Source organism: Alteriqipengyuania triglochinis (assembly GCF_054655655.1).
Genome location: NZ_BAAHNC010000004.1, coordinates 12221 through 38749, shown reverse-complemented (window position 1 = coordinate 38749; position 26529 = coordinate 12221). Strand labels below are relative to the sequence as shown.

The window sequence follows — 26529 nt, the reverse complement described above, 5'->3', positions numbered from 1 at the left end:
TTTGTGTCAGTTCCCGAAGCGCGCGGTCAGCTCCACGCCGAACAGGCGCGGCTCGGCGGGGATGAAGGTCGGCACCCCGAAGGCCCCGCCCGTATTGCCCGCGTCGAGCAGATAGTCTTCGTCCAAAGCGTTGCGGACGAAGCCCGCCAGTTCGAAGCGATCGTCGGCGAAGGAGATACCCGCACGCGCGTTGACCAGCGTGACCGGCCCCTGCGAGATCAGCGGATCATTGGGCACTTCGAAGAAGATGCGGCTGCGATAGGTCACGCTGGGCGTCGCGAAGAAGCGGACACCCTCGGCGACCGGGTAGTCGATGGTGAAGCCGCCTGCGGCCTGCCATTCGGGCTGGAGGCGGAAGCGCGCGCCCGAGTATTCTGGCGAGAACGCGCCATCCTCGTCGATCCCGCCGGCGATGTAGCCGACATTGCCGAACACACGCAGCCAGTCGTTCGCCTCGAGCGCGATCTCTGCCTCGACACCGAGGTTCGATGCCGCGCCCGCGCTTTCGGTGACGAAGGAGCCGGTGGGCAAACCATCGTCGTCGAGCTCCGCGACCGAGACTTGGAAGTTGTCGTACACCTGATAATAGACGCCGAGCGAGCCGGACACGGGGCCCGAGCTGAGCTTGAGCCCGCCCTCGTAGTTCCACACGGTCTCTTCGGGGATGAGGTCCTGCACTCCGGTCGCGCTCACCGGCACCACCGGGGAACGGCGGCCCTTCGATACCGTGGCGAACACGTTCACATCGGGGCTGATGCGGTAGAGCACGTTGAAGCGCGGCAGGACGGCGGTGAAGCTGTCTTCCGTGGTGATCGTCCCGCCCGTATCGGCCTGACCGGGGACCAGCGGCGCTCCGCTCAGCACCGAATCAGGCACATCGGCGAAGTAGGACGACTGGCGTTCCTCGATCAGGACTCGCGCGCCTGCCGTCAGTTCGAGGTTCGGCGTAGCGAGGTAGGTCACATCGCCGAACAACGAGTAGCTGGAGTTCTCGCCCTGGTTCTCGAACACGGAGGTATAAGGAATGTTGGTGAGGCCGAGTGAGGGCACGCTGCCATCGGCGGCGACACAAGGCAGCGCACCGAACGGACGGTCCGCGTCCGGAACGCCAAACAGGCCGGTCAGGCACTGCAGGAACGTGCCTTCCTCGGTCGAGAAGGGCACGTTCTGACGCCCGTCTTCGGTGAAGAAGTTCCAGCCGAACGCCGCGCGCCAGCTGGAATCGGCATAGCTGAAACGGCCTTCGTGACTGAACTGCTCGCCCTCCGCGATTTCCGCGAACTCGAGGAACGGAGCAGCCGAACCGTCGGCATCGAACACCTCGGCACTATCGAACTTGCGGTAGCCATTGACGGTGGTGAAGGTAAGCGAGTCGGTCAGCTCGATCTGCGCGGTCAGGTTGACGTCGTAGACTTCGCGGTCGAGGCCGAGCTGGTCGTCGCCCAGCGCCTCTGCTGAGTAGGGCGAGCCACCGAGGTTAGCGTCTTCGAATGCGTTGGCCGCGCCGCCTGGCGCACCTTCGAAGGCGGGGAAGAAGCCCGAGATGAAGGGCGTGCCGCCATGGCGCTGCTGGTCGTAGGTGCCGACGAGGTCGACCGTCACGAACGGGCTAGGCGTGAAGCGCAGCGAACCGCGTACGCCGAACTGGTCCTTGGCGTAGAGCTCTTCTTCCTGACTATCAGCCAGATTCTCGACATACCCGTCACGCTGGCGCCATTCGGCCGCGATGCGGCCCGCAATCACGTCGTTGCCCAGATTGACGTAGCCTGAGAGCAGCTTCGCGTCGAAGTTGCCGTAGCCGCCGGTAATCGCGGCGGACGCGCCCGGCTTCGGCTTGGCCGAGACGAGGCTGATTGCGCCCACGGCAGAGGCGGTGCCGAACAGCGTGGCCTGCGGGCCCTTGATGACCTCGACCCGCTCAAGATCGTAGATCGCCTGGTACGACCCGCGTGAGCGCGAGATATCGACGCCGTTGTAATAGAGCGTGACGCGCGGGCCCTGCTGGGCGGAGCCACTGTCCGACGTGATCCCGCGGATGACGATGCCCGGGTTGTTGGCGCTCTGTTCCTGGATGTTGAGGCCGGGCACGTAATTCGACAATTCGTCGAGATCGGTCACGCCCAGTTCGGCGATCGCTTCCCCGCTCAGCGCGCTGATCGTGATCGGCACGTCCTTCGCGCGCTGTTCGATCTTCTGTGCGGTAACGACGATTTCGTTCGCGCCGACCGTTTCGGCGGGATCGCCTTCGTCAGGCTCGACGGGCGCCTGCGCCATGACACTGGCGGGCAGGAGGGCAGCGGTTCCGAGAAGGACGAGCCGCATGGCGGAAATGGAATGAGAACGCATGGTGAGACCCCTTATGCTGCGATTGCGAGCGGGGCGTTAGTGCGGGCGCGTGACTGCTCCGCGTCGTGACCATTACGGTTTTGTGAACTTGCGATCTAAATCGCTATCCCATCCATTCGCGCCGCGCTTCGGCGGCCTTCAGGACCTCGTAGGCGACCTGCAGTTTCTGGAATTCGGCCGCGGCTTCCTTGTCGCCCGGCTTCACATCGGGATGAACCGTCTTCGCCTTTTCGCGCCACGCGCGTTTAATCGTGGCGAAATCGGCATCGGCCTCCAGCTCGAGCACGTCGAGCGCGCGCATTTCGTCCGCGGATCGCGATCCGTCGCCCGCCCCGCCCCAGCTGTAATGCGATGCCTCGGCATAGCCCGCATTGTCGCGCTGTTCGGTGCGCGCGCGCTCGGCCGCCTGCTCCTTGTCCAGCCCTTCGAAGTAGTCCCAGCCCTTGTTATATTCCGCCGCGTGCTTCTGGCAGAAATACCAGCGATCCGGGCTGTTGGGAGATTTGGGCGCAGGGCAATCGCCCTTCTCGTCGCAGCCATGCCGGTCGCACAGACGCACGGTCGCGGCCTCGCGGCTTTCCTCGTAGCCACGCCAGCGCGGAAATCCCCAGTCATTCGATCTGCGCGGTTTCGCCATCGGTCCAGTTTAGGGTTCCGCGGCGTTCCTTCAACCATGCGTCGACCGATCGGCGCACAAAAAAGGCGGGCGATCCGCACCGGACCGCCCGCCTCCCGTTTCGTTGCGGGCAGAATGCCTAGTCGATGACCACGGTCACCGCACGGCGGTTCTGAGCCCATGCCTGCTGGGTGGAGGCAGTCGCCACGGGGCGTTCCTCGCCGTAGCTGACCGTACGGATGCGGTTGGCCGCGATGCCGAGGCTGACGAGGTAGTTCTTGGCCGAGTTCGCGCGCCGCTCGCCCAGGGCAAGGTTGTATTCGCGCGTGCCGCGCTCGTCGGCATGGCCTTCGATCGTGACGGTGATGTTGGGATACTGCGACAGGTACGCTGCCTGCGTCTGCAGCGCCGCTGCGTCGGCGGTGTCGACATTGTAGCGATCGGTGTCGAAATAGATCACGTTCTGGCCGTTCACCGCATTGACGAAATGCTCCTGCGTACCAACGCCGGCGCCATAATTGGTGTCGCCGCCCGTGTTGCCGGGCTGGCTGACACCCGGTTCGGGCGGCAGTTCTTCCGGCGTCGGCGACTTACAGGCCGCGAGGGAGGCCGTGGTGGCGAGGACGATGGCCAGCTTGATACGCGCGTTCATAGGTCTCTCCTTACAAAAATGCCTTCAGCTTCGTCGGTGCGACCCCACGAAATCAGCGGTTGTTGCTGCAACGTCTCAGGGCAGGATCGGGCCCCAGGCCGGGTCCGACGCATCGACCGGGGTGGGCAGGCGACGAAGGTTATCGCCCGTCAGGTCCACCTGGTAGATCGCGGTGCGGCCGGTGTTGCGCTCGGTCCGGAAGAACTGGAGGATGCGGCCGTTGGGCGCCCAGGTCGGCGCCTCGTCCTGCCAGCCATCGGACAGCTTGCGGAAGTTCTTCCCGTCGGGGCTCATCGTGGCGACGTTGAAATCGCCGGCAATGTACGTGAACGCGATCTGGTCGCCGCGCGGGCTCCATTCGGGCGTCGCCGCGCGTCCGCTGAAGAAGGTGATGCGACGCTGGTTCGAACCGTCGGCATTCATCATGTAGATTTGCTGTTCGCCAGACCGGTCGCTTTCGAACACGATCCGGCTGCCATCGGGCGAGTAGGACCCGCCCACGTCGATACCGGGCGCGGTGGTCAGCCGCTCGCTCGATCCGCCATTGGCGGAGACGCGGTAGATGTCCGTATTGCCGTTGACCGCCATCGAATAGAGCACCCAGCGGCCATCGGGGCTCCAGCGCGGCGCGAAAGTGGGGTTGGCGCTTTCGGTGACGAGCGTCTGCTGCCCCGTGCCGATGTCGTAGATGTAGATCCGCGGATTACCGTCGACATAGCTGAGGTACATCAGCTTGCGGTAGTCGGGCGAATAGCGCGGGGTCAGCGCAGTCGCGCGGCCCGTGGTGATGAAGCGGTGGTTGGCACCGTCGCTGTCCATGATCGCGAGCCGCTTGGTGCGGTTATCCTTCGGGCCCGTCTCCGCGATATAGGCGATACGGCTGTCGAAGAACGGGCTTTCGCCGGTCAGGCGCGAATAGATGAGGTCGGCGCATTTGTGCGCGGCACGCCGCCAGTCGGATGGCGGGACGACCCAGCCCGAACGGGTCAGCTCTTCCTGCAAGGCCACATCGTAGAGATAGCAGCCGACTACCAGCTTGCCGTCGGACCGGGGGCGGACATAGCCCTGCACCAGCATTTCCGCACCGCGCGTGCCCCACACGCCCCACACCGGATCGGTAATCTGCGGGAAGGAAGGCTTGGGCAACGCATCGGGACCGGTGGGATCGAACAGGCCATTGTTCTGCAAATCGGCCGTCACCACGCGCGCCAGCTCCGCACCCAGCGCCGCCGTGCCGCTGGCATTGGCCGCGGTCGAGACATCGCGTTCGGCGGCGAAGGCGGGGATCGCGAGCTGCAGGTCGTCCCACATGCTTTCGTCGGTGACGACGATATCGCCCTGTTCGGGCGCTTCCTCGATGGTCTCCACCCGCTCGCTGGGCGGCAGCGGCGTACCCAGATCCTGGGCGACCGCAGGTGAAGCCATCAATGCAACAAGAGCAAGAATGCTGGTTTTCACGGTCAGTCCTTTTCGAATCTAATGGTAAACGTGTTCTGGCCGGGCGGCACTTCGATCGGGAGATTGAAACGCCCGATGAGCCGGATGGTTCGCACAGCCTCTTCACGGTGGCGGCTTACTTGGTTCTGGTTGAGCGGGGTCTGACCCAGAGTCTCGCCGACGGCCTGCGGGGTGCCTGCCAGCGACCCGTCCGGGTTTAGGCTGAACCGGACCCGGGTCACAAGCTTTTCGGCATCGGGCCCCTGGGGCGCGCGGCCCTGCCACCTGATCTTCACCTGTCGCGCGATCGCAGCCTCCAGCGACGCGAGCGCCGTGGGGCCGAGCGTATCGGCGGGTGTCCGTGTCTCGCTGCTGTTTGCGCTATCGCCCTGCCCGGCCAGGAAGTCACTCCCCACGCGGCTGCCGCCGGATCGGCGCGTCTCGCGGGTGGGCTCCGGACGCGGCGGGGCGGAGGTCGCGCGGGTGGTCGGCTTTGGCGCAGGTTTCGGCTGCGCACTCGCGCGCGGGGACGGGCGCGGCTGCGGGCGGCTGGTGGCGCGCGGCGCAGGGCGCGGCTGGGGAGCGGGGGCGCTGGTGGGCTGCGGGGCTGGCGCAGGCAGCGGCGGGGGCGGCGCGTATTCGATCGGTGGCGGCGCAGTTTCGCCCAGTTCGGGCGCGACCGACGCCTGCGATTCGCGCACCGGATCGGGCGCGGCGGAAGTCGTCCCGACCTCCTCCGCGAAGTTGACGGTGATCCGCTTGGGCTCCGGCATCGGCTCGCGTGTCGCGCCCTGCAGCAACAGCGCGGCCACAAGCGCCACGTGCAGCGCAATCGCTACGATCAGCGCAATGCCATCGGGGCCGGAGAAGGATTTCGCCTGCATCTGTCCGCCGGCTAAAGCGATTCGCCTGAAGAGTTGCTGACCAGCGAGATCGAGTTGAAGCCCGCGCGGTTCAGTTCACCCATCACGCCCAGCACCCGGCCATAGTCGAGCGAGCGGTCCGCCCGCAGGATCACTTCGCGGGTCGGATCGCCATCGGCCTCCGCGGCCAGCGCCGCAGCCAGATCGCCCGGCGCGACCGCATCCTCGCCCACGTAGATCATGCCGTCGCTGGCGATCGAGACGTTCACCGGCGCGTCGTTCTGCGGCAGCGCGTTGGCCCGGCTGTCGGGCAGTTCGACTGGCACGCCCGCGGTCATCAGCGGGGCGGTGACCATGAAGATGATCAGCAGCACCAGCATCACGTCGACCAGCGGGGTGACGTTGATCTCCGCCATCGGCGCGCGCCTGGCATTGCGCCCGCGCTTATGGGTGTGGACGCCCATCGCCATCAGAGTTCTCCTCTGCGGTGCCAATAAAACATCAGACGCGCTCCAACTCGCGGCCCAGGTTCGCGTTGAAGCGGTCGGCAAAGCGCTGAAGGATCGCTTCGTAACTGTTCACGCTCGCGCCGAAGCGGTTGTAGGCGATGACCGCGGGAATGGCGGCAAACAGGCCGATCGCGGTTGCGAACAGAGCTTCGGAAATCCCGGGCGCAACCACCGCAAGCGAGGAATTCTGCTGCGCACCGATCTGGAAGAAGCTGTTCATGATCCCCCAGACGGTGCCGAACAGGCCCACGAAGGGCGCGACCGAGCCTAGCGTGGCGAGGAAGTTGAGCCGTCCGGCCAGGCGGTCGGCCTCTTCGGCCACATGGCTGTCCATCACCGCCGCGATCCGGCTCTGCGCGCCGCGCACATCCTTCACGCCGCCCTTGGTCGACTTCTTCCACTCGGTGATCGCCGCCCATGCAATGCGCGCGGACCCGACATCGCGGTTGCGATAGGCGTCGAGCGTTTCCTCATAATTCTCCGAGGCCCAGAAATCCTGTTCGAACTTGGCGGCGCGCTTCTTCGCTCCGCCCAGCTTGAACGTGAAGGAGATAATGATCATCCAGCTCCAGATCGAGGCGAGCAACAGGCCCGCCATCACCGCCTGGACGACGATATCGGCGTCGAGGAACAGCTTGATCGGCTCCAGCCGGGTCGGCGGGGCCGGAGTGGCAGCAGCAAGCAGGTCGAGAAACATCATTCGGGCAGGCTCCCCGTCGGGCCAAGGTTAGGATTGATTATCGAGAATGCTGGTGAAGGCCTCGCGCCATGCTTCTGGCTGGCGGCGCGGGCGGCCATTGGGTGCGACGAAGCCGACGCGCAAGGACGCAGTACAGATCGTTTCCCCATCGCGCTTCGCCTCCTGCACCATCCGCACGCTCGCTGCCCTTATTTCGCTGCACCGCGTATGAATAACGATGTCGTCGTCGAGGCGTGCGGGACGCAAATAGCGTAGCTGGACGTCGGCCACGGCGTAGGCGCCACCCTCGTCCCCCGCCTCGATCGCGGCGCGCTGGTCGATCTCCAGCATCCGCAAGACGTCGGAGCGCGCGCGTTCGAACCAGCGCAGGTAGTTGGCGTGATAGACGATGCCGGAAAGATCGGTGTCCTCGTAATAGACCCGCACCGCATACAGGTGCAGCGGGCCGTCGAAGACGCCGCCCGGCGGCGTAGGCTGTACGGGATGAGATGCGTCGGTCATGCGGATCGCGCCTTTACCGGAAAGGGACTCGCAGCGGCAATCACATTCGGGCGGTCCGTCGTACTGCGGGTGCGTTTCGACCGGCTTGTGTGCAGCAGCGCCCCCCGAAGCGAAGGCGTAAAGCTCAGGCGATCATCCGGCCCAGCTTCTGCCCGCCGAAAATGTGGACATGGAAATGCGGCACTTCCTGCCCGCCGTTCTCGCCCACATTGGCGAGCAGGCGGTAGCCCGGCTCGACCAGCCCCTTGGCCCGCGCCACGATGCCCACCGCACGGACCAGCCCCGCGATCTCCTCGTCCGATGCCTTTGCCGAAAAATCGTCCCAGCTGACATACCTGCCCTTGGGGATCACCAGCGTGTGGATCTCCGCCTGCGGGGCGATATCCTCGAACGCGAAGGCATAATCGTCCTCGTACACCTTGGTGCAGGGGATGTCCCCGCGCAGGATCTTCGCGAAGATATTGTCGTCGTCGTAGGGCGCAGTCGGATCAATCGGCATCGGTCGTTTCCCCTTGCTCCGCGCGGCTGGCCTTTTCCTCGATTCCCGAGATGCCTTCGCGCCGGTCGAGTTCGGCGAGCACGTCGCCCAGCGCGATCTCGCGATCGGCCAGCAGGACCATCAGATGGAACAGCACGTCCGCGGCTTCGCCGACCAGTTCCTGGTCACTCCCCGAAAGCCCGGCGACCACCGCCTCGACCGCTTCCTCGCCCAGCTTGCGCGCCATCTTGGACCGCCCATCGCGCCTGAGCAGCGCGACATAGCTCGTCTCCGGGTCGCAATCGCGACGTTCGAGGATGGTCTGTTCCAGGCGGGCGAGCGTGTCGTTCAAACCATTTTCCTTCGTCATTGCGAGCAATCCATCTTCAGACGTTTGCGCTGGCGGATAGTTTCGAAAATCGATCGATCTTTCAATCGAAGAGCCTCAGGTCTGGCGCGCCGGCAAGCCCGCCGCGCGCAGCGCGTCCTGCGCCTCGGCTATGGTGTGCTGCCCGAAGTGGAAGATGCTGGCGGCGAGCACGGCGCTGGCATGCCCTTCGCGCACGCCGGCGACCATGTGATCGAGCGTGCCGACCCCGCCGCTGGCGATGACCGGCACATCGACCGCATCGGCGATCATCCGCGTCAGTTCGAGGTCGTAGCCGTCTTTCGTCCCGTCGCGGTCCATCGAGGTGACGAGCAGTTCGCCCGCGCCCAGCTGTGCCAGCTTCGTGGCATGCTCGAGCGCGTCGATCCCGGTCGCGCGGCGGCCGCCGTGGGTGAAGATTTCGTAGCGCCCGCTCTCGCCGCGCCGGGCGTCGACAGAGGCCACCACGCACTGGCTGCCCATGCGCTGCGCGATATCGTCGACCAGTTCGGGCCGCGCCACGGCGGCGGAGTTGATCGCGACCTTGTCGGCCCCCGCGAGCAGCAGCGTGCGCGCATCCTCGACGGACCGCACCCCGCCACCCACGGTCAGCGGCATAAAGCAGACTTCCGCCGTGCGCCGGACGATATCGGCCAGCGTCGCGCGCCCTTCGTGACTGGCGGAAATATCGAGGAAGCACAGCTCGTCCGCCCCGGCGAGGTCATAGGCATGCGCCTGCTCCACCGGATCGCCGGCATCGCGCAAATCGACGAAGTTGACGCCCTTCACCACGCGGCCCTCGGCCACATCGAGACAGGGGATGACGCGGATGCGGACGGTCATGAGTTCCTCCGCGAGACGGGGAGGTGGACCAGCCGCGGGCTGGTGGAGGGGCAAGACGGAGCACAGGGCACCTCCACCGCGTTGCACGCGGCCCCCCTCCCTCTGCCGGAGAGGATCATTCGCCCGCCCCCACGCGCAAGGCCTCAGCCAGATCGAGCCGCCCATCGTAGAGCGCGCGGCCGGTAATCACGCCTTCGATCCCGTCCTTTGCATGCGGGGCGAGCGCGCGGATATCCTCGATCCCCGCCACACCGCCGCTGGCGATCACCGGGAGCGACTGCGCCTCGGCCAGCGCCAAGGTCGCCTCGACATTGCAGCCCTTGAGCAGGCCGTCACGGCCGATATCGGTAAACAGCAGCGCAGCGACGCCCGCATCCTCGAACCGGCGCGCCAAGTCTTCCACCGGCAGGTCGGACACGCTCGCCCAGCCCTCGGTCGCGACCATTCCGTCGCGCGCGTCGACCGCGACCACTACGCGGCCCGGATGGTCCGCCGCGAGCGCCTTGACCAGTTCGGGGTCCTTGAGCGCCGCCGTGCCGATCACCACCCGCGCCACGCCCAGCTCGAGCCACCGCTCGGCCCCCTCGCGCGTGCGGATGCCGCCGCCCAGCTGCACCTTGCCGGGGAAGCGGCGCAGGATGGCCTCGACCGCGTGCGCATTGACCGGCTCGCCCGCGAAGGCTCCGTCGAGGTCGACGACATGCAACCAGCTCGCACCGGCCATGGCGAAGCGCGCAGCCTGTTCGCCCGGATCGTCGCCATAGATGGTCGCGCGGTCCATATCGCCTTCGGCGAGGCGGACGACATTGCCGCCCTTGAGGTCGATGGCGGGGAAGATAATCACAGTACCGAGTCCTTGTTCGTCACCCCCGCGCAGGCGGGGGTCCAGATGGCGGTGTTGGGACATGCCACGTCCCTTGGCTGGATTGGCTTCGCTTGTCTTCGACTCCCCGCCTGCGCGGGAATGACGCGAGTTAGGGCTTCCACTTCAAAAACCTCTCGAGCAGCGCCAGCCCGTAGGCCTGGCTCTTCTCCGGGTGGAACTGCACGCCGAGGATATTGTCGCGTGCGACCGCCGCCGTCACCGATCCGCCGTGGTCGGTCCGCGCAGCAGCATGCGCGGTGTCCGCGACATCGAAGGCGTAGGAATGGAGGAAATAGGCCTCACCCGGATGGATCAGCCCGCTCGCATCGTCGGCCACGACCACATCGTTCCAGCCCATGTGCGGTACCTTCACGTGCCCGGACGGCTCGAGCGCGCGCACCTGCCCGCCGATCCACCCGAGCCCCTCGGTCTCGCCATGCTCCAGTCCGCGATCCGCCAGCAATTGCATGCCGACGCAGATGCCCAGGAAGGGCACGCCGTCCTTGAGCACGCGGCCCTCCAGCGCCTCGATCATGCCGGGCAGGCTGGCGAGGCCGCTATAACACGCACCGAACGCGCCCACGCCGGGCAGCACGATCCGCTCCGCCCTGGCCAGCGCATCCCCATCCGAAACCAGCGCGACATCCGCGCCGACCCGCCTGAGCGCGTTTTCGACCGAATGCAGGTTCCCGGCGCCGTAATCGATCAGCGCAACAGCCTCAGCCACCCAGGATACCCTTGGTGCTTGGCACCGCCCCGCCCTTGCGCGGGTCGATCTCCACCGCCTGCCGCATGGCGCGTGCGAAGCCCTTGTAGATCGCTTCGCAGATATGGTGGTTGTTGCTGCCGTAGAGCAGTTCGACGTGCAGCGTCAGGCCGGCGGTTTGCGCGACCGACTGGAACCAGTGTTCGATCAGTTCGGTGTCCCACTCGCCCAGCTTGGTCTGGCTGAAGCCCGCACGCCACACGCACCAGGGCCGCCCTGAAATATCCAGCGCGACGCGCGCCAGCGTCTCGTCCATGGGCGAGAAGGCCTGGCCGTAGCGCGCAATCCCGCCCTTGTCGCCGAGCGCCTGCGCCAGCGCCTGGCCCAGCGCGATCGCGCTGTCCTCGGTCGTGTGGTGCTGGTCGACATGCAGGTCCCCATCGACGCGCATCTCCACATCGATCAGCGAATGGCGGGAGAACTGCTCCACCATATGATCGAGGAAGCCGATCCCGGTGTGCACGTCGTAGGCACCCGACCCGTCGAGATTCACTGCCACGCGGATGCGGGTTTCCGCCGTGTCCCGCTCGATAAGACCTGTTCGCATGGGTCAGCGCGCTATCGGGCTGCGCGGCCCCGCGCAAGCATTCTGCGTCAGGCGCCTTTGTGCGCCTGCGCCATTCTGCGCTTGACCGCGGGTGCACTCCCCGCCACCTAAACCACCAATATGAGTGACAATACACCCGACAGCCTGATCCCCTACGACCAGATCGTGCAGGAGGCCCTGCGCGCCGTGGTCGGCAGCGTGCTGCAAGAGATCGAGGCGGGCGGCGGCACCCTGCCCGGCAACCATCATTTCTACATCACCTTCAAGACCGCGGCCCCCGGGGTCGAGATTCCCGATCACCTGCGCGAACGCTTCCCCGACGAGATGACGATCGTGCTCCAGAACAAGTTCTGGGACCTGAACGTGACCGACGAAGGCTTTTCGGTGGGGCTGAGCTTCAACCGGATTTCCGCCCACCTCGCGGTGCCGTTCTCCGCGATCACCGCTTTCGTCGATCCGGCGGTCGATTTCGGCCTCCAGTTCCAGGCGACTGCGGATGAGGAGACGCCCGGCCTGACCGACCCCGCCGGGAACGATGGCGACGATACCGGGGAACGCGCGAGCGACGCACCCGTTGGCAAGAGCGAGGATGGATCGAACGTCGTCACGGTCGATTTCGGTCGCAAGAAATAGGGCTCACGCGAGACGTCGCGTCGTGAGCCCGCCAATCAAGGGACCACGATATGAGCAAACGCCGCGAAGAATTGCGCCACAAGGTTGCCCGAGGGCAGGCACGCGCACGCGGCGAGCCTGTCCCCGGTCTATCGCCCAACCCGGCCAGCAACCTGATCATGGCAAATGCGCTGGTCCGGACGGGCTCGATCCTGCTTCGCAAGGCGGTAGACAAGCGCATGCTCAAGGGCCGCTACGGCAAGGAGACGGCGCAATCGATCGCCGACAATCAGGGGCTCGGCTCTACCCTCACCAGCTTCGCGCTGGCCAAGATGGCCTCGCGCTCTTCGGCCGGTGCGTTCATGGTTGGCAGCGGCATGCTGGCCAAGACGCTCTATGATCGGCGACAGGCGAAGAAAGCGCGGGCCAAGGGCGATGCGCAACTGCTGGAAAAAGCAGCCGAGGACTGATCGGCCCCCTGCTGCCGCGCCTTTGCGGACGCGCCCTTTCCAAGACCGATAGCGAAAACTATTCACCCGCGAGGGTTGATCTATCCGCAACCGCCGGTCCAATGGCGGACATGGCCGAGCCTTCCTCCACATCCGAATCCGATACCCTGCACCGACGGGGCCTGATGTTCATTCTCTCCTCGCCCTCGGGCGCGGGCAAGACGACGCTGTCGCGCATGCTGCTCGCCTCGGACGAGGAAATCATGCTGTCGGTCTCTGCCACCACGCGCCCCCCGCGCGAGGGTGAGATCGACGGCAAGGATTACCACTTCGTCAGCGATGCCGAATTCGACCGGCTGATCGAGGAAGACGGATTCTACGAGTGGGCGCCGGTGTTCGGCAATCGTTACGGCACGCCCAAGGGCCACATCCGCGAAGGGCTGAAGCGCGGGCAGGATTACCTGTTCGACATCGACTGGCAGGGCACCCAGCAGCTCTACCAGAAGGACCAGCAGGACACGGTCAGCGTGTTCATCCTGCCTCCGAGCCTGCCCGAACTGCATCGCCGCCTGACCGCGCGCGCGCTCGACAGCGAAGAGGTGGTCAACAGCCGCATGGAACGCGCCCGCGCCGAAATCAGCCACTGGGCCGAATACGACTATGTCGTCATCAACGACGATGTCGACGCATGCTTCGCCAAGGTTCGCGAAATCCTCCATGCCGAACGCATGCGCCGCACGCGCCAGACGGGGCTGATTCCGTTTGTGCGCGAACTTATGGGGTAACGCCAGCCCCGGGACACATGGCCTTCAGGCCGTCCCGAGGCTCGAAATCAGGCCCCTTGGGGTTTAATCCCCCGACGGATCGACGAAGCTGGTCGACATGTTGGCGTTGACTACGCCGCCGTCGATCGGGATCGTCGTGCCGACCACGTAGTCGCCCGCGCGGCTGAGGAGGTAGATCGCCCCTGCCGCCATATCTTCGGTCACGCCCACGCGCTTGCTCGGGATGCCGCGCTTGACCGTCTCTTCATTGTCGCGCGCCGCGCGGTTCATCGCCGAGGGGAAGGCACCCGGGCCGATCCCGTTGACCACGATATTGTGTCCGATCAGCTCGGCAGCCATCCGCCGGGTCAGGTGGATCAGCCCCGCCTTGCTCGCCTGGTAGGGATAGGTCGGCCAAGGATTGGTCTTCATCCCGTCGATGCTGGCGATCATCAGCACCTTGGCGGGGCGCTCCGCAGTGCCTGCCTTCTTGAGCAGCGGCAGCAGCTTTTGCGTCAGGAAGAACGGCGTCTTCATGTTGAGGTCCACGGTGCGGTGCCAGCCGGCCTCGGTGAACTCCTCGAACGGCTCGCCCCAGGCGGCACCCGCATTGTTGACGAGCAGGTCGAGCTTGTCCTCACGGCTCGCGAGCTCGTCGGCCAGCTTCTGGATGCCTTCCATCTGCGACAGGTCGCCGACGAGGCCGATGACCTTGTCGCCCAGCTCGGCAGATGTCTCGTCCACCTGCTCCTTCTTGCGGGCCACAATGTATACCTTCGCGCAGCCCGCTTCGAGCAGGCCCTCGACGATCATCTTGCCGATGCCGCGGCTTCCGCCGGTGACGAGTGCAACCTTGCCTTCTAGGCCGAACAGGTCGGTGAGTTTCATCATAATAGTTCTCCTCCCCTCCCGTTTACGGGAGGGGCAACGAGACTTGGGCTCGTCCCGCAAGTCCTAGTCGCAGCGGGGTGGGCTCTTGCGAGCCCATGCCCACCCCCGCCCCCTCCCGCGAACGGGAGGGGAGACCAATTCAATACCCGCTCAGCTCGGCCACGCGGCCCGCGTGGTAGTACTGGTCGCCGAGGAACTCCTGCAGCGCGCGGTCGCGCTTCATGTAGAGGCCGATATCGTATTCGTCGGTCATCCCGATGCCGCCGTGCATCTGCACGCCTTCGCGCACCGAGAGGCCGGCCGCCTTGGCGACTTTGGCCTTGGCGACCGAGGCCATCAGGTCGGCCTTCTCGCTGCCTGCATCGACCAGCTGTGCCGCCTTGATCGTGACCGCGCGGGCGATCTCGACTTCGGAATAGAGGTGCGCGGCGCGGTGCTGCAGCGCCTGGAAGCTGCCGATCAGCTGCCCGAACTGCTTGCGCTGCTTGAGGTAGTCGACCGTCATGTCCATCGCGCCGCGTGCGACGCCGACGCCTTCGGCCGATGCACCGACGCGGCCTGCACGTAGCATGGCATTGAGTATCTCGCGGCCGCCATCGACTTCGCCGATCACCGCGTCGCCATCCAATTCGACCCCGTCGAAGGTGATGTGGCTCGCCATCGAGGAGTCGACCAGCCGCACGCTGTCGTGGCTCATGCCCGATGCGTCCTGCGGCACCGCGAACAGCGTGATGCCGTCGGCATCGCTGTCGCTGCCCGAGGTACGCGCGGCGACCACGATCATCTCGGCACTGGCGCCATAGACCACGAAGTCCTTCTTGCCGGAAAGCTTGAAGCCGTTGCCCGACTTCTCCGCCTTGCAGGCGATTTTCTCGGGCCGGTGCTTGGGGCCTTCGTCGATCGCGACCGCATAGACGTTCTTGCCAGCGACCAGATCGGGCAGCCAGCGGCCACGCGTATCGTCGCTGCCGTGCCTCAGCGCCGTCGCGGCGAGCACGGAGCTGCTGAGGAACGGCGACGGGGTGAGGTTCGCGCCGATCTCTTCCATCACGATGTTCGCCTCGACCTGGCCCATGCCCAGCCCGCCATCCTCTTCGGGCAGCAGGATACCGGTGAAGCCCATTTCGCCGAACTGCTCCCACAGGGCGTGGCCGAAGCCGTCCTTGCAGTCGCGGTCGCGCCAGTGGCGCAGCTGTTTCGCGATCGCGCCTTCTTCGCGGATGAAATCGCTCGCGCTGTCGGCAAGCATCGCCTGATCGTCGTCGTAATAAAGTGGCATTTCGGGTTTCCTTCCCACATCCCTTCCGCGTCGCCCCCGCGAAGGCAGGGGCCCAGACAACCTTGGCTTTCCGCCGCAAGCGTTATCTGGATCCCCGCCTTCGCAGGGATGACGAATTGATTTTTTTCGCTCGTTACGCGCCCGGCAGTTCGAGGATGCGCTTCGAAATCACGTTGAGCATCACCTCGCTGGTGCCGCCCTCGATCGAATTCGCCTTGGTGCGCAGCCAGCTGCGGGCGGGCTTGCCGTGCTCGGTCTCCTCGCTCTCCCATTCGAGAGTGCGGCTGCCGCCTGCCGCCATCAGCAACTCGTGACGGCGCTTGTTGAGCTCGGTGCCCGCATACTTTAGCATGTTCGGCTGCGCCGGATGGCCCTTGCCCACCTTGACCTCGTCGAGGAACTTCTCGCTCATCGCGGTGAAGGACAGCGCGTCGACATCGAACATCGCCATTTCGGCGCGCAGCACCGGGTCGAGCTCTCCCCGGCGGCTGGTCACGGCGCCGAGCGAGGATGCCCGGTCTCCGCCGCCGGTGGCGGAGATCATCTCGCGCTCATGGCCGAGCAGGTACTTGGCGACGTCCCACCCGCGATTGATCTCGCCGACATAGGCCGGGATATCCTCGCCGTAGGACTTGGGGACCTTCACATCGTCCATGAAGGTTTCGCAGAACGGACTGTTGCCGCTGATCAGCTTGATCGGCTTGGTCGAGACGCCGTCGCCCGCCATGTCGAACAGCATGAAGGTGATGCCCTGGTACTTGTTCTCCTTGTCCGTACGGACGAGGCAGAAGATCCAGTCTGCTTCGTCGGCGTAGGAGGTCCAGATCTTCTGGCCGTTGACGATCCAGTGATCGCCCTTGTCATCGCCATAGGTCTGCATCGAGACGAGGTCCGATCCGCTGCCTGGCTCGCTATAGCCCTGGCACCAGCGAATCTCGCCGCGCGCGATCTCGTTGAGGAATTTCTGCTTCTGGCCTTCGGTGCCGAAGTGCAGCAGTGCCGGGCCAAGCATCCAGATGCCGAAGGAGCTGAGCGGCGGACGCGCGTTGATGCGCGCCATTTCCTCGCGCAGCACCTTCGCCTCGGCGGGCGAGAGGCCCGCACCGCCATAGGCCTTGGGCCATGCGGGTACGGTGTAGCCCTTGTCGCGGCATGCCTCGAACCAGGCCTTCTGCGCATCGTTCTTGAACTTGGCATTTCGCCCGCCCCAGTAGACGTCGTTCTCGTCCTCGACGGGCTTGCGCATTTCGGGGGGGCAGTTGGCTTCGAGCCAGCTGCGCGTTTCCGCGCGGAATTGCTCCAGATCGGCCATGTATCTCTCTCCTCGGATGCGGCGGAGCGATCGTAGACTCTCACCGCCGGTGCTTTTGCTCACGCCTACGTAAAGGCAAGCGAGGCCCCGCCGCAAGCGTGGATTCGTAAACCCGGTATGCCGTAGCGGCAGGCCGATTGCGCTTGCACGCGACCACACAACCCGTAGTGTTACGTGAACGTAAGACGCGGCCAGCAAGGCGCCGCCGGGAGAGATTTTCACACCATGGCTTTCACTCAAGGCCCGCTGCCGACGCGCCTGCGGCTGACTCAGGGTCTTGGCGCGATGGCCTTCGGCGTGAAGGACAACGGCTTTTCGTTCTTCCTGCTGATTTTCTACAATCAGGTACTCGGGATGGATGCCGGCCTGGTTGGCCTCGCGCTGATGCTGGCGCTGGTGTTCGACGCGGTGCTCGATCCGCTGATCGGCTATTTCTCCGACCGCACCTACACCCGCTGGGGCCGCCGCCTGCCATGGCTGTACATCGCGCCGTGGCCGTTGGCGATCATGTGGATATTGCTGTGGTCCCCGCCGGGCGGCGAGGCACCCAGCTTCTTCGGCCTGCTGGGCATCGCGGTGGGCGTGCGCGTGCTGCTGTCGGCGTGCGAAGTGCCGCAGGTCAGCCTGCTGCCCGAAATTACCGCCGACTATGACGAGCGAACCACGCTGTTCCGCTATCGCTACCTGATGGGTTGGGGCGGCGGCATCCTGATGATGGTGCTCGCCTACACGGTATTCATGAGCGGACCGGACGGAATTCTCGAGCCGGAGGGCTATGCCGGCTTCGGCATAGCGGGCGCTGCGATCATGGCGCTCTCGGTCGTCGGCTCGGCGCTGGGACTGCACAGGCTTGTCGCGCATCCGCCGGCCAAGCGCCCGCCGCCGTTCCACTGGCGCGATGCCTTCGCGGAGATCAAGGAGGCGTTCAGCGAGAAGGCGTTCCTGATCTTCGCCGCCGGGGCGATGGCGGCCTATATCAGCCAGGGCACGACATTCTCGATCTCCAACTACCTCAACGTGTTCGTCTGGCAGCTCGACCAGGTGGACATTCCCGGGCTGCCGATCCGCTTGACCGGGCTCACCGCCTATCCGCTGGTGCTGTTCCTCAGCGCGGTGCTGATGTTCGTCGTGGTCAGCCCGCTGCATCGCCGGTACGGCAAGGCCCATACTGCAGCCGGCGGCGCGCTGGCCGCCTTCGCGCTCGGCTTCGCGCCCTATTTCCTGTTCCTGCTCGGCGCGTGGCCTCAGGTCGGCACGCTGACCTCGACCATGCTGTTCTACCTGTTCCTGGTCTTCGCCAACGCATCGGGCATCGTGTCGATGATTTCCGCGTCCTCGATGGTCGCCGAAATCATCGAACTGTTCGAGGAACGCACCGGAGAGCGGGCCGAGGGCAAGTTCTACGCCGGCAACTGGCTGGTCCAGAAATGCGCGACCGGCGCGGGGATCTTCATCTCCGGCCAGATCATCGCGCTCGCACAGATGCCCGCCCGGGCAAAGGCCGGCGAGGTGGGCATGGACGTGCTGAGCCCGATGATCCTGCTTTACGCCGGCGTATCGCTGATCCTCGCGCTGATCGCCGCCTACTGGCTCGCGCGGTTCCCGATCACCCGCGAAAGCCACGAGGCGCGGCTCGCCCTCCTCGACGATGCTGCACGTACCGACGCGGAAGGCGAGGTCCTGCCGCCATAATTGATCGAACGGGGTTGGCGCGTACGCGCCGCTCTGCCACGAGACGGTTCGACCGCATACCTGATATTCGAAGACAGACCGAAGCAAGAGAGGCAAGACATGGATTTCCAACCCACCGAACGGCAAAGCCACTGGCGCGACCGCGTGCGCGACTTCATCGAGAAGGAAGTGCGCCCCGCCGTGCCGACCTATCGCCAGCAGGACGCCGAGGGCGATCGCTGGAAGGTCATTCCGGTGGTCGAGGAGCTGAAGGAAAAGGCCAAGGCCAAGGGCCTGTGGAACATGTTCATGCCCCCGCGCAACGACAGCCACCATCACGTTGACGAGAGCTTCGAGTTCGAAGGCCCGGGCCTCACCAACCTCGAATACGCGATGGTCGCCGAAGAGCTCGGCCGCATCGGTTTCGCCAGCGAAACGATGAACTGCTCCGCGCCCGACACCGGCAATATGGAAGTGCTCCACCGCTACGGCACGCGCGAGCAGAAGGAGCAGTGGCTGGGCCCACTGATGAACGGCGAAATCCGCAGCGCCTTCCTGATGACCGAACCCCAGGTCGCAAGCTCGGACGCGACCAATATCGAAACCTCGATCATCCGCGAAGGTGACGAATACGTCATCAACGGGCGCAAGTGGTGGTCGAGCGGTGCGGGGGATCCGCGCTGCAAGGTCGCGATCGTGATGGGCAAGAGCGACACCTCGGCGCAGCGTCACCAGCAGCAGTCGATGATCCTCATGCCGCTCGATGCCGAAGGCGTGACGATCGAGCGTCACCTGCCCGTGTTCGGTTACGACGACGCGCCGCACGGCCACATGGAAATCAGTCTGAAGAACGTTCGCGTCCCCGCCTCGGCCATGCTGCTGGGCGAAGGCCGCGGGTTCGAGATCGCGCAAGGTCGCCTCGGGCCAGGCCGCATCCACCACTGCATGCGCACCATCGGCGTGGCGGAAGAAGCGCTGGAGAAGATGTGCAAGCGCCTTCAGGCGCGCGAAGCCTTCGGCAAGCCGATCTACAAGCATTCGATCTGGGAACAGCGCGTCGCGCAGGCCCGCATCGACATCGAGATGACGCGCCTTCTGTGCCTCAAGGCCGCCGACATGATGGACAAGGTCGGCAACAAGGCCGCCAAGCAGGAAATCGCGATGATCAAGGTCGCCGCGCCGACGATGGCTCTGAAGATCATCGACGATGCGATCCAAGCGCATGGCGGTGCCGGCGTGTCTGACGATTTCGGCCTCGCGCAAGCCTACGCCCACCAGCGCACGCTGCGGCTGGCGGACGGCCCGGACGAGGTCCACGCACGCTCCATCGCGCGCATGGAATTTGCCCGCCACGCGCCGACCGAGGCAGAAATGGAAACCTACAGCTCGGGCGACATGGGCGCCACGCGCTAGCAAACTCCCCTCCCGCTTGCGGGAGGGGTCGGGGGTGGGCCCCGGAGCGGAGTGGGCCTCGCAAGGGCCCACCCCGCTGCGACTAGGACTTGCGAGGCAAGCTCAAGTCTCGCTGCCCCTCCCGTGAACGGGAGTGGATGGAGGAAAAATGACCAAAGCAGCAATTCTCGAAAAACCCGGCGAGCCGATGGTGATCGGCGAGATCGACGTCGCCGATCCCGCGCCCCACGAGGTGCTGATCGACACCAAGGCCTGCGGGCTGTGCCATTCGGATCTGCACTTCATCGACGGCAAGTATCCGCACCAGCTGCCGCTGATCCCCGGGCACGAGGCCGCAGGCGTGGTCCGCGCGGTCGGCAGCGAAGTGACCATGGTGAAGCCGGGCGATCATGTGGTCACCTGCCTCAGCGCCTTTTGCGGCCAGTGCGAGTTCTGCGTCACCGGGCGTATGGCGCTGTGCCTGGGCCAGGGCACCCGGCGTGCGAAGGACGCCGCGCCGCGCCTGTCGAGAGATGGGGCGCCGGTGCACCAGCTGCTCAACCTCTCGTCCTTTGCGCAGCAGATGCTGATCCACGAACATGCCTGCGTGGCGATCGACAAGGATATGCCGTTCGACCGTGCCGCGGTGCTCGGCTGCGCGGTGACCACCGGCGCTGGCACGATCTTCAACGCGGTCGAGCTGACCCCGGGCGAAACCGTGGCCGTGATCGGCTGCGGCGGCGTGGGCCTCGCCGCGATCAACGCCGCCAGGATTGCAGGTGCGGGGATGATCATCGCCGCCGATCCGCTGCCCGAAAAGCGCGCGCTCGCCGAAACGCTGGGCGCGACGCACACGATCGATGCGCTGGCCGACGATGCCGCGACCCAGATCATCAAGCTGACCGGCGGCGGCGTGCACTACGGGATCGAGGCGGTCGGCCGGCAGGCATCGGCGGACCTCGCGGTGGCATGCCTGCGCCGCGGCGGCACCGCGGTGGTCCTCGGCATGATGCCGCTCGACTGCAAGGTTGGCCTCGGCGCGCTTGACCTGCTCGGCGGCAAGAAGCTGATGGGCGCGATCATGGGGATGAACCACTTCCCGGTCGATCTGCCGCGCCTCGTCGATTTCTACATGCGCGGCCTGCTCGATCTCGACACGATCATCGCCGAACGGATCGGGCTGGAAGATATCAACGCCGGGTTTGATCGCTTGCGCGAAGGGCACTCCGCGCGCAGCATCGTGGTGTTCGACTGACAGGCCCACAGGGCAGGTGGCTGTCCTACTGGCGGGGCGAAAGGTAAGGTCGGGCGAACAGAAAGATACCAGCCGCGCCGGTCGATTATGGAAGGTGACACTCGTATCCCGGCAAGCGGGCGGTTTCCGGCGCAAGACCGGGGCGGGAGCGGGTTGCGGGATTTTCGAATAAGCGGGGGGTGCATGTGCCACCACCGGCAGGAGAGGTTGCAGGAAGCAAGAGCATGAGCACGATCGATTACGAGAAGGAAATGGTCGGCACGGTCGACGTGCCCGAGGCCGACAAGCTCGATGAAACCGCGCTGACCGCGTGGTTCGAAAGCAATGTAGAGGACTTCACCGGGCCGCTCGAACTCTCGAAGTTCAAGGGCGGCCAGTCCAATCCCACCTACAAGGCCCAGACCGGCAATCGCAGCTACGTGCTGCGCCGCCAGCCCTTCGGCAAGCTGCTGCCATCGGCGCACGCGGTCGACCGCGAATACAAGGTTATGAGCGCGCTCGGCCCCACGGGCTTCCCCGTGCCGCGCACCTTCGGCCTGTGCGAGGACGCGGATGTGATCGGCTCCAAGTTCTTCGTCATGGAACTGATCGAGGGACGCAACCTGTGGAACGGCTCGCTGCCCGAATCCACGCCGGACGAGCGGCGCGAGATCTACCACGCGATGGTCGACACGCTGGCCGATCTGCACACCACCGATCCGCAGAAGATCGGCCTTGGCGACTACGGCAAGCCGCAGGATTACTGCGCGCGCCAGATCGCCCGCTGGACCAAGCAATACAAGTTGTCCGAAACCGAAGAGATTCCCGAAATGGAAGCGCTGATCGCGTGGCTGCCCGAGACGGTGCCCGATCAGCACGCCAGCGGCATCGTCCATGGCGACTACCGGCTCGACAACATGATCTTCCAGCCCGATCGCAACAGCGTGGCCGCCGTGCTCGACTGGGAGCTCTCGACGCTGGGCGATCCGATCGCGGATTTCAGCTACTTCGTGCTCAACTGGCACAACCCGGCCGATGGCCGCGCCGGGCTCGGCGGGCTCGATCTTCAGGAGCTTGGCATCCCGAGCGCCGAGGAAACCACAGAACGTTACGTGGCCCGCACCGGCTACCCCGTCCCGGACATGGACTGGTACTTCGCGTTCAACCTCTTCAAGTTTGCCGGGATCATCCAGGGCATCAAGAAGCGTGTGATCGACGGCACCGCATCCTCGGCCCATGCGAAGAAGATGAGCGAGCGGGTGCGCCCGCTGGTGCAGTCCGCCTACGGCTTCGCGAAGCGCGCCGGGATGGACTGACCGGCCGCCGGAGCCGTCAGAAGCCCCGGTTCCAGCGCACGAACACGCCCCGTTCGGCAGCCGCGTAGCGCAGGTGGCCCGGCTCGCTGCGGTAAAAGAGGCTCGCGGCGAGGAGTCCGTCGAAAGCGTCGCCGGACCAGGTCAGCTCACCCATCAGCTCGCGTCCTTCGGGGGCGAGGGCCAACGGCATCAGCCTGTACTGCGCAGTTCGGGTGGCATAATCGTAGCTGACCGGCAGATCGACGAGCAGCTGCCCGCCGGTCACCCGCAGCGGCGAGGAGAGGCGCAGGCCGATCCGATCTGCCTCCTGCAGCACCCCGCGCTTGCTCGCATCGAGCGCGAAGGACAGGCTGCGGAAGCGCGAACCGGCGGAAATCCGGTCCCCGGCAAGTGCGCTGGTCGAGCCGATCCGGCCTTGCGTTCCCAGCCGCCAGCCCTCGCCCAGGTCGATCGCGGCGGTGCCGGAGAGGAAGACGCTGCGCGAACCGCGACCGCCGAAGCTGTCGTGCAGGTAGGCACCCAGTACGGTACGATCCTCGCTCAGCAGTTCGGAGCCGATCGTCAGGTCAAGCGGGCCGATGCTGCGATCCGCCGCGAGGCGGATGCGCGTGAAGCCGAACCCTTCGCGCCGGTCGCCGATATAGTCAGTTGCCTCGCGCACCGCGCCGGTCAGCGCCTCGCCGCGGCTCGCCGTCAGCGTGACGCCGAAGCTGCCGAGATCGCGGCGCATCGCAACGCTCTGGCGATCGCGGTGGGTGAAGCCCAGCTCATCCGCGCCGCCGCGCGAGACGAGGAAGGCGGGGCGATCGTGCCCCTGCATCTGCGCGGCCAGCCCTTCCGGCCCTTCTGCGAAGGCAAAGCCCAGCTGCATGTCGGGCGCGATCCTGAGCGCGACCCGTGCGGCCAGCACCCGCGCCGCCTCGCTATCCGCCTGCGACAGCCGCAGCGGCGTGAGCGGGCTGTCCTGATCGCCCGCCCTGCGCTGGTCGAGCGTGAAGGCCATCGTCAGCGTCTGGCTACCTACCGAAACCCGGCGCAGACCCGATTGCGCGGCACTCCTCAGAAGCGGCTCCGCACTCGCGATGCGGGTGCGCGTGCCGAGCTGGTAGAGATAGGCGCGCTCGTACTTATCGAGCACGATGCCGGGCAGCGATGCGCCGGCCAGCGCATCGCCCATCGGCGCGGATGCGATCGCGATATCGTCGGCCAGCGAAAGCGTGCTCTGCGACCCTGCCATCCGGGTTGCACCCTGCGGGCTGAAGGCCTCGATCAGATCGAGAATCCCGCGCCCGTAGACCCGATCGGTCCCATTGCTCCCCGCATCGCGAGCGGTATCGAGCAGGATCTCCACGATCTGCTGGCCGGTCAGGTTGGGGAACGCCTGCGCCAGCAGCGCCACCGCGCCCGCCACCTGCGGGGTGGCGAAACTGGTGCCGGACAACAGCGTGACGAACTGGGCACCGTTCTGCTCGGCAACCTTCAACTCGCCGTTCTCGTACACGCAGCACAGCCGCTCGCCGCGCGCGGTAAGGTAATCCTCGGCGAAGTTGCCCGCGCGGTTGCTGAAACCCGAGATGACCCCGTTCTGATCGACCGATCCCACGATGATGACCGCGCCGTTACCCCGCGAGGCAGCACCGATTGCGAAGGGATCGGGATTGTCGGGATCGAGCGCGGGATCGTCGGTATCCCCGTCATTGCCCGCAGCGACGACAACCACGATCCCGGCTGCGGTCGCCCGCCGGATCGCGTCGAGAACCGACGCGCCCGGCGTGCCGCCGCCCAGGCTGAGATTGACCACCCGGGCATTCGCATTGATCGCGGCGTCGATCCCGCGTGCGATATCGCGATCGAAAAAGCGGCAGCCGGCCAGATCGGGGTCGGTCTCATCCGACGTGCAACTGCCCGGACTGTCCGCCCGCAGCACCAGCAGGCTCGCATCATAGGCCAAGCCGACGATACCGGTATTGTCGAGCGCAGCCGCCGCGATGAGCGCAACATTGGTGCCATGATCGTCCACCGCGTCGACCCCGCGATCGCCCGCCACATCGCGCGAGGAAGACAGGATGCGTCCGGCAAATTCGGGGCTGTCGATATCGATCCCGGTATCGATGATGGCGATCGTGGAACCGCGCCCCGTAATGCCCTGCTGCCACGGGGTAACCGCGTTGTGGAACTGCGGCCCGTCGGACCGGCGAACCTCCGCCGTGTTCACATTGGGGGGAGGAGGGGGCGTCGGGGTTGGCGTCGGGCTCGGAGTAGGCGTTGGAACCGGGGTGGGCGTTGGTGCTGGGGCCGGGCCCGGATTACGGTTGATCGGGCCGTTGGAAGATCCTCCCGAACATGCGCTCAGCAGGGCGAGTGCACCCAGCGCAGCACCGGCATTCCACGCCGACCGATTTTTCCAGTTCACCATCCCGACCCCCGATTTCAGCTCGATTTCAAGAGCGTCCTACCGAATGCTAGGCCGCGCGAGTAAATGCATGCTGAACTCTCAGGCCCAGCAGTGCGTGGTCCCCACTCAAGCAACCGCTCGCATCGCCGGCACCGCTTGTGAAGCCGCCGACGCACAGCTAGCACTCCCGTTTCTTATAGCGCGAGACGAGGTCTTGCTGCGGCCATCGCCAGAAAAAGGAGTGTATGAGGATGAGTGACGACCATCGGCAGGTGATCGAACAGGCGTGGGATACGCGCGAGTCACTGGACACCGGCGATGGGGACCTGCGCGACGCGGTCGACGCCGCGATCACCGCGCTCGACAGTGGCAGCGCGCGCGTGGCCGAGCCCGACGGAAATGGCGGCTGGACCGTCAACCAGTGGCTCAAGAAGGCGGTTCTGCTCTCGTTCCGGTTGAGCGACAACCGCCTGATGGATGGTGCGGTAGGCTCGCCAGCCTTCGACAAGGTGCCGAGCAAGTTCGCCGGCTGGGGTGAAGAACGCTTCCGCGAGGCGGGCTTCCGGGTCGTACCCGGCGCGATCGCGCGGCGCGGCAGCTATATCGGCAAGAACTGCGTGCTGATGCCCAGCTTCACCAATATCGGTGCCCATGTCGGCGATGGCACCATGCTGGATACGTGGGCGAGCGTGGGCAGCTGCGCACAGATCGGTGCGGGCTGCCATATCTCTGCGGGGGCCGGGATCGGCGGCGTGCTGGAACCGCTGCAGGCCAACCCGACGATTATCGGCGACAACTGCTTCATCGGCGCGCGTTCGGAGATCGTCGAGGGCGTGATCGTGGGCGAAGGGTGCGTGGTCGCGATGGGTGTGTTCATCACCCAGTCGACCAAGATCGTCGTGCGCGAGACGGGCGAGGTCCTGCGCGGGCAACTACCGCCTTATTCGGTAGTTGTCCCTGGCACGCTTCCGTCCGAAAACGGTGGGCCCTCGCTCGCCTGCGCGGTGATCGTGAAAACCGTCGATGCGCGCACGCGCGAGAAGACTGGGATCAACGAACTGCTGCGCGACTGACCCTTGCAACAACCGGCGGGCGCGGAACTGGGCGGTCCGAGGGCCGTTGAATGGATTCGGTGGACGGGAAAGGAAAAATATAATGGCACATGACCACGACGGCAAAATTCACATAGACGAACAAAACGTCAGCGGCGGCAGCAAGGAAGGCGTGGTGCGCTGGATTCTGGGTATTGGACTGGTACTCGCAGTTGTCGCCCTCTCGCTGATCTGGATCGTACCCGCGCTGATGCAGGGCGACGCGGAGGAGGAAGCCACGGTTTCGGGCACCATGGAGGCGACCAGCCCCGAAGAAGGCAGCGATACCGATGGCGTCGTGACCGAACAGGATCTGGGCGACGATGGCTTCGCCGAGGAACCCACCGCCGACTGAGGCGGTTGATCCGACCGAAAACCTATCGCGCAGGAGCCCCGATTCCATGAGCAATTCCAACAGCTTCCAGAGCAATCAGTATGTGAAGTGGGATTGGGGCGACGGCACCGCGAAGGGTCAGATCAAGGAACGGTTCGAACGCGAGGTGACCCGCACCCTCAAGGGCAGTGAAGTCACCAAGAACGGAACCGAGGACAATCCCGCCTACCTCATCAAGCAGGATGATGGCGACGAGGTGCTCAAGCTCGGTTCGGAAATCGAGGCACAGGACACCTGAC

At 65.6% G+C, this 26529-nt stretch carries 28 protein-coding genes; 10 read left to right on the top strand and 18 right to left on the bottom strand.

Annotation, left to right across the window (positions count from 1 at the left end; genetic code table 11):
- Positions 1–6: 6 nt before the first annotated feature.
- The 14 genes from ACYQ0L_RS13075 to hisB all read right to left on the bottom strand — a co-directional run bounded on the left by ACYQ0L_RS13075 (position 7) and on the right by hisB (position 11490).
- On the bottom strand, positions 7–2346 hold the full coding sequence (locus ACYQ0L_RS13075; RefSeq protein ID WP_459789727.1) for a TonB-dependent receptor: 2340 nt from the start codon (positions 2344–2346) through the stop codon (positions 7–9).
- Positions 2347–2449: 103 nt separating this feature from the next.
- Positions 2450–2983 carry a J domain-containing protein gene (locus ACYQ0L_RS13070; RefSeq protein WP_459789726.1) on the bottom strand — a complete coding sequence of 178 codons (534 nt, stop codon included), beginning with the start codon at positions 2981–2983 and terminating at the stop codon, positions 2450–2452.
- 118 nt (positions 2984–3101) lie between these two features.
- Positions 3102–3614 (bottom strand): peptidoglycan-associated lipoprotein Pal, encoded by a 513-nt coding sequence (gene pal, locus ACYQ0L_RS13065; protein WP_459789724.1) that lies wholly within the window; start codon positions 3612–3614, stop codon positions 3102–3104.
- A gap of 75 nt (positions 3615–3689) precedes the next feature.
- On the bottom strand, positions 3690–5039 hold the full coding sequence (tolB, locus tag ACYQ0L_RS13060; protein ID WP_459789805.1) for a Tol-Pal system beta propeller repeat protein TolB: 1350 nt from the start codon (positions 5037–5039) through the stop codon (positions 3690–3692).
- A 35-nt stretch (positions 5040–5074) separates the two neighbouring features.
- Complete coding sequence (locus tag ACYQ0L_RS13055; protein ID WP_459789723.1) at positions 5075–5935, bottom strand: energy transducer TonB; 861 nt, start codon at positions 5933–5935, stop codon at positions 5075–5077.
- 11 nt (positions 5936–5946) lie between these two features.
- Positions 5947–6384, bottom strand: a complete 438-nt coding sequence (locus tag ACYQ0L_RS13050) for an ExbD/TolR family protein (RefSeq protein WP_459789722.1) — start codon at positions 6382–6384, stop codon at positions 5947–5949.
- Between the two features lie 31 nt (positions 6385–6415).
- On the bottom strand, positions 6416–7120 hold the full coding sequence (tolQ, locus tag ACYQ0L_RS13045; RefSeq protein WP_459789804.1) for a protein TolQ: 705 nt from the start codon (positions 7118–7120) through the stop codon (positions 6416–6418).
- 30 nt (positions 7121–7150) lie between these two features.
- Entirely contained in the window at positions 7151–7624 is a 474-nt protein-coding gene (locus ACYQ0L_RS13040; protein WP_459789720.1) for a YbgC/FadM family acyl-CoA thioesterase, read from the bottom strand.
- Positions 7625–7748: 124 nt separating this feature from the next.
- The gene (locus tag ACYQ0L_RS13035) at positions 7749–8123 is read right to left on the bottom strand and encodes a histidine triad nucleotide-binding protein (RefSeq protein WP_459789719.1); all 375 of its coding nucleotides are present in this window, start codon (positions 8121–8123) and stop codon (positions 7749–7751) included.
- Positions 8113–8472: a phosphoribosyl-ATP diphosphatase gene (locus ACYQ0L_RS13030; RefSeq protein WP_459789718.1), complete on the bottom strand. Its 360-nt coding sequence runs from the start codon at positions 8470–8472 to the stop codon at positions 8113–8115. The genes ACYQ0L_RS13035 and ACYQ0L_RS13030 overlap by 11 nt, the downstream gene beginning before the upstream one ends.
- Before the next feature lie 75 nt (positions 8473–8547).
- Entirely contained in the window at positions 8548–9312 is a 765-nt protein-coding gene (hisF, locus tag ACYQ0L_RS13025; protein ID WP_459789717.1) for an imidazole glycerol phosphate synthase subunit HisF, read from the bottom strand.
- Between the two features lie 115 nt (positions 9313–9427).
- Positions 9428–10219 carry a 1-(5-phosphoribosyl)-5-[(5-phosphoribosylamino)methylideneamino]imidazole-4-carboxamide isomerase gene (gene hisA, locus ACYQ0L_RS13020; protein ID WP_459789716.1) on the bottom strand — a complete coding sequence of 264 codons (792 nt, stop codon included), beginning with the start codon at positions 10217–10219 and terminating at the stop codon, positions 9428–9430.
- A gap of 67 nt (positions 10220–10286) precedes the next feature.
- Complete coding sequence (gene hisH / locus ACYQ0L_RS13015; protein WP_459789715.1) at positions 10287–10904, bottom strand: imidazole glycerol phosphate synthase subunit HisH; 618 nt, start codon at positions 10902–10904, stop codon at positions 10287–10289.
- Complete coding sequence (hisB, locus tag ACYQ0L_RS13010; RefSeq protein ID WP_459789714.1) at positions 10897–11490, bottom strand: imidazoleglycerol-phosphate dehydratase HisB; 594 nt, start codon at positions 11488–11490, stop codon at positions 10897–10899. The genes hisH and hisB overlap by 8 nt, the downstream gene beginning before the upstream one ends.
- Positions 11491–11610: 120 nt before the next feature.
- Between hisB and ACYQ0L_RS13005 the strand changes: the two genes are divergently transcribed.
- The 3 genes from ACYQ0L_RS13005 to gmk all read left to right on the top strand — a co-directional run bounded on the left by ACYQ0L_RS13005 (position 11611) and on the right by gmk (position 13336).
- On the top strand, positions 11611–12123 hold the full coding sequence (locus tag ACYQ0L_RS13005; protein ID WP_459789712.1) for an SspB family protein: 513 nt from the start codon (positions 11611–11613) through the stop codon (positions 12121–12123).
- A gap of 50 nt (positions 12124–12173) precedes the next feature.
- Positions 12174–12572: a hypothetical protein gene (locus tag ACYQ0L_RS13000; RefSeq protein ID WP_459789711.1), complete on the top strand. Its 399-nt coding sequence runs from the start codon at positions 12174–12176 to the stop codon at positions 12570–12572.
- A 101-nt stretch (positions 12573–12673) separates the two neighbouring features.
- Positions 12674–13336, top strand: coding sequence for a guanylate kinase (gmk, locus tag ACYQ0L_RS12995; RefSeq protein WP_459789710.1), 663 nt, complete (start codon positions 12674–12676; stop codon positions 13334–13336).
- A 63-nt stretch (positions 13337–13399) separates the two neighbouring features.
- On the opposite strand, the gene ACYQ0L_RS12990 is transcribed toward gmk, so the two are convergent.
- The 3 genes from ACYQ0L_RS12990 to ACYQ0L_RS12980 all read right to left on the bottom strand — a co-directional run bounded on the left by ACYQ0L_RS12990 (position 13400) and on the right by ACYQ0L_RS12980 (position 16797).
- Positions 13400–14203, bottom strand: a complete 804-nt coding sequence (locus tag ACYQ0L_RS12990) for an SDR family NAD(P)-dependent oxidoreductase (protein WP_459789803.1) — start codon at positions 14201–14203, stop codon at positions 13400–13402.
- A gap of 142 nt (positions 14204–14345) precedes the next feature.
- A complete protein-coding gene (locus ACYQ0L_RS12985) occupies positions 14346–15485 on the bottom strand; it encodes an acyl-CoA dehydrogenase family protein (protein WP_459789709.1) in 1140 nt (379 codons plus the stop codon).
- A gap of 133 nt (positions 15486–15618) precedes the next feature.
- Positions 15619–16797, bottom strand: coding sequence for an acyl-CoA dehydrogenase family protein (locus tag ACYQ0L_RS12980; RefSeq protein WP_459789708.1), 1179 nt, complete (start codon positions 16795–16797; stop codon positions 15619–15621).
- Positions 16798–17022: 225 nt separating this feature from the next.
- On the opposite strand from ACYQ0L_RS12980, the gene ACYQ0L_RS12975 reads away from it, so the two are divergent.
- The 4 genes from ACYQ0L_RS12975 (at position 17023) to ACYQ0L_RS12960 (ending at position 22410) form a co-directional block, all read left to right on the top strand.
- Positions 17023–18489, top strand: coding sequence for an MFS transporter (locus ACYQ0L_RS12975; RefSeq protein ID WP_459789707.1), 1467 nt, complete (start codon positions 17023–17025; stop codon positions 18487–18489).
- Between the two features lie 99 nt (positions 18490–18588).
- Positions 18589–19881 carry an acyl-CoA dehydrogenase family protein gene (locus ACYQ0L_RS12970; RefSeq protein ID WP_459789706.1) on the top strand — a complete coding sequence of 431 codons (1293 nt, stop codon included), beginning with the start codon at positions 18589–18591 and terminating at the stop codon, positions 19879–19881.
- 148 nt (positions 19882–20029) lie between these two features.
- Positions 20030–21115: a Zn-dependent alcohol dehydrogenase gene (locus tag ACYQ0L_RS12965; protein ID WP_459789705.1), complete on the top strand. Its 1086-nt coding sequence runs from the start codon at positions 20030–20032 to the stop codon at positions 21113–21115.
- Positions 21116–21339: 224 nt separating this feature from the next.
- Complete coding sequence (locus ACYQ0L_RS12960) at positions 21340–22410, top strand: phosphotransferase family protein (protein ID WP_459789703.1); 1071 nt, start codon at positions 21340–21342, stop codon at positions 22408–22410.
- A 16-nt stretch (positions 22411–22426) separates the two neighbouring features.
- Here the strand turns inward: ACYQ0L_RS12960 and ACYQ0L_RS12955 are convergent, their stop codons facing one another.
- Positions 22427–24625, bottom strand: coding sequence for a S8 family peptidase (locus ACYQ0L_RS12955; RefSeq protein WP_459789702.1), 2199 nt, complete (start codon positions 24623–24625; stop codon positions 22427–22429).
- A gap of 431 nt (positions 24626–25056) precedes the next feature.
- On the opposite strand from ACYQ0L_RS12955, the gene dapD reads away from it, so the two are divergent.
- From dapD to ACYQ0L_RS12940, 3 genes are all read left to right on the top strand, one after another.
- Complete coding sequence (gene dapD / locus ACYQ0L_RS12950; protein ID WP_459789701.1) at positions 25057–25878, top strand: 2,3,4,5-tetrahydropyridine-2,6-dicarboxylate N-succinyltransferase; 822 nt, start codon at positions 25057–25059, stop codon at positions 25876–25878.
- Positions 25879–25960: 82 nt separating this feature from the next.
- Positions 25961–26251: a hypothetical protein gene (locus tag ACYQ0L_RS12945; RefSeq protein ID WP_459789699.1), complete on the top strand. Its 291-nt coding sequence runs from the start codon at positions 25961–25963 to the stop codon at positions 26249–26251.
- 46 nt (positions 26252–26297) lie between these two features.
- Positions 26298–26528: a hypervirulence associated TUDOR domain-containing protein gene (locus tag ACYQ0L_RS12940; RefSeq protein ID WP_459789698.1), complete on the top strand. Its 231-nt coding sequence runs from the start codon at positions 26298–26300 to the stop codon at positions 26526–26528.
- Position 26529: the final 1 nt, after the last annotated feature.

What these genes read in the sequence shown, in the direction of transcription:
- ACYQ0L_RS12965 (WP_459789705.1), top strand. Translation starts at nt 20,030, where the DNA reads ATGACCAAAGCAGCAATTCTCGAAAAACCCGGCGAGCCGATGGTGATC.
- ACYQ0L_RS13035 (WP_459789719.1), bottom strand. Translation starts at nt 8,123, where the DNA reads ATGCCGATTGATCCGACTGCGCCCTACGACGACGACAATATCTTCGCG.
- ACYQ0L_RS13050 (WP_459789722.1), bottom strand. Translation starts at nt 6,384, where the DNA reads ATGGCGATGGGCGTCCACACCCATAAGCGCGGGCGCAATGCCAGGCGC.
- ACYQ0L_RS12980 (WP_459789708.1), bottom strand. Translation starts at nt 16,797, where the DNA reads ATGGCCGATCTGGAGCAATTCCGCGCGGAAACGCGCAGCTGGCTCGAA.
- ACYQ0L_RS13030 (WP_459789718.1), bottom strand. Translation starts at nt 8,472, where the DNA reads ATGACGAAGGAAAATGGTTTGAACGACACGCTCGCCCGCCTGGAACAG.
- ACYQ0L_RS13070 (WP_459789726.1), bottom strand. Translation starts at nt 2,983, where the DNA reads ATGGCGAAACCGCGCAGATCGAATGACTGGGGATTTCCGCGCTGGCGT.
- hisA (WP_459789716.1), bottom strand. Translation starts at nt 10,219, where the DNA reads ATGTCCCAACACCGCCATCTGGACCCCCGCCTGCGCGGGGGTGACGAA.
- ACYQ0L_RS12970 (WP_459789706.1), top strand. Translation starts at nt 18,589, where the DNA reads ATGGATTTCCAACCCACCGAACGGCAAAGCCACTGGCGCGACCGCGTG.
- ACYQ0L_RS12945 (WP_459789699.1), top strand. Translation starts at nt 25,961, where the DNA reads ATGGCACATGACCACGACGGCAAAATTCACATAGACGAACAAAACGTC.
- ACYQ0L_RS13075 (WP_459789727.1), bottom strand. Translation starts at nt 2,346, where the DNA reads ATGCGTTCTCATTCCATTTCCGCCATGCGGCTCGTCCTTCTCGGAACC.
- ACYQ0L_RS12975 (WP_459789707.1), top strand. Translation starts at nt 17,023, where the DNA reads ATGGCTTTCACTCAAGGCCCGCTGCCGACGCGCCTGCGGCTGACTCAG.
- dapD (WP_459789701.1), top strand. Translation starts at nt 25,057, where the DNA reads ATGAGTGACGACCATCGGCAGGTGATCGAACAGGCGTGGGATACGCGC.
- ACYQ0L_RS12990 (WP_459789803.1), bottom strand. Translation starts at nt 14,203, where the DNA reads ATGAAACTCACCGACCTGTTCGGCCTAGAAGGCAAGGTTGCACTCGTC.
- ACYQ0L_RS13040 (WP_459789720.1), bottom strand. Translation starts at nt 7,624, where the DNA reads ATGACCGACGCATCTCATCCCGTACAGCCTACGCCGCCGGGCGGCGTC.
- ACYQ0L_RS13000 (WP_459789711.1), top strand. Translation starts at nt 12,174, where the DNA reads ATGAGCAAACGCCGCGAAGAATTGCGCCACAAGGTTGCCCGAGGGCAG.
- gmk (WP_459789710.1), top strand. Translation starts at nt 12,674, where the DNA reads ATGGCGGACATGGCCGAGCCTTCCTCCACATCCGAATCCGATACCCTG.
- hisB (WP_459789714.1), bottom strand. Translation starts at nt 11,490, where the DNA reads ATGCGAACAGGTCTTATCGAGCGGGACACGGCGGAAACCCGCATCCGC.
- ACYQ0L_RS13055 (WP_459789723.1), bottom strand. Translation starts at nt 5,935, where the DNA reads ATGCAGGCGAAATCCTTCTCCGGCCCCGATGGCATTGCGCTGATCGTA.
- ACYQ0L_RS12960 (WP_459789703.1), top strand. Translation starts at nt 21,340, where the DNA reads ATGAGCACGATCGATTACGAGAAGGAAATGGTCGGCACGGTCGACGTG.
- ACYQ0L_RS12940 (WP_459789698.1), top strand. Translation starts at nt 26,298, where the DNA reads ATGAGCAATTCCAACAGCTTCCAGAGCAATCAGTATGTGAAGTGGGAT.
- pal (WP_459789724.1), bottom strand. Translation starts at nt 3,614, where the DNA reads ATGAACGCGCGTATCAAGCTGGCCATCGTCCTCGCCACCACGGCCTCC.
- ACYQ0L_RS12985 (WP_459789709.1), bottom strand. Translation starts at nt 15,485, where the DNA reads ATGCCACTTTATTACGACGACGATCAGGCGATGCTTGCCGACAGCGCG.
- tolB (WP_459789805.1), bottom strand. Translation starts at nt 5,039, where the DNA reads ATGGCTTCACCTGCGGTCGCCCAGGATCTGGGTACGCCGCTGCCGCCC.
- ACYQ0L_RS13005 (WP_459789712.1), top strand. Translation starts at nt 11,611, where the DNA reads ATGAGTGACAATACACCCGACAGCCTGATCCCCTACGACCAGATCGTG.
- tolQ (WP_459789804.1), bottom strand. Translation starts at nt 7,120, where the DNA reads ATGTTTCTCGACCTGCTTGCTGCTGCCACTCCGGCCCCGCCGACCCGG.
- hisF (WP_459789717.1), bottom strand. Translation starts at nt 9,312, where the DNA reads ATGACCGTCCGCATCCGCGTCATCCCCTGTCTCGATGTGGCCGAGGGC.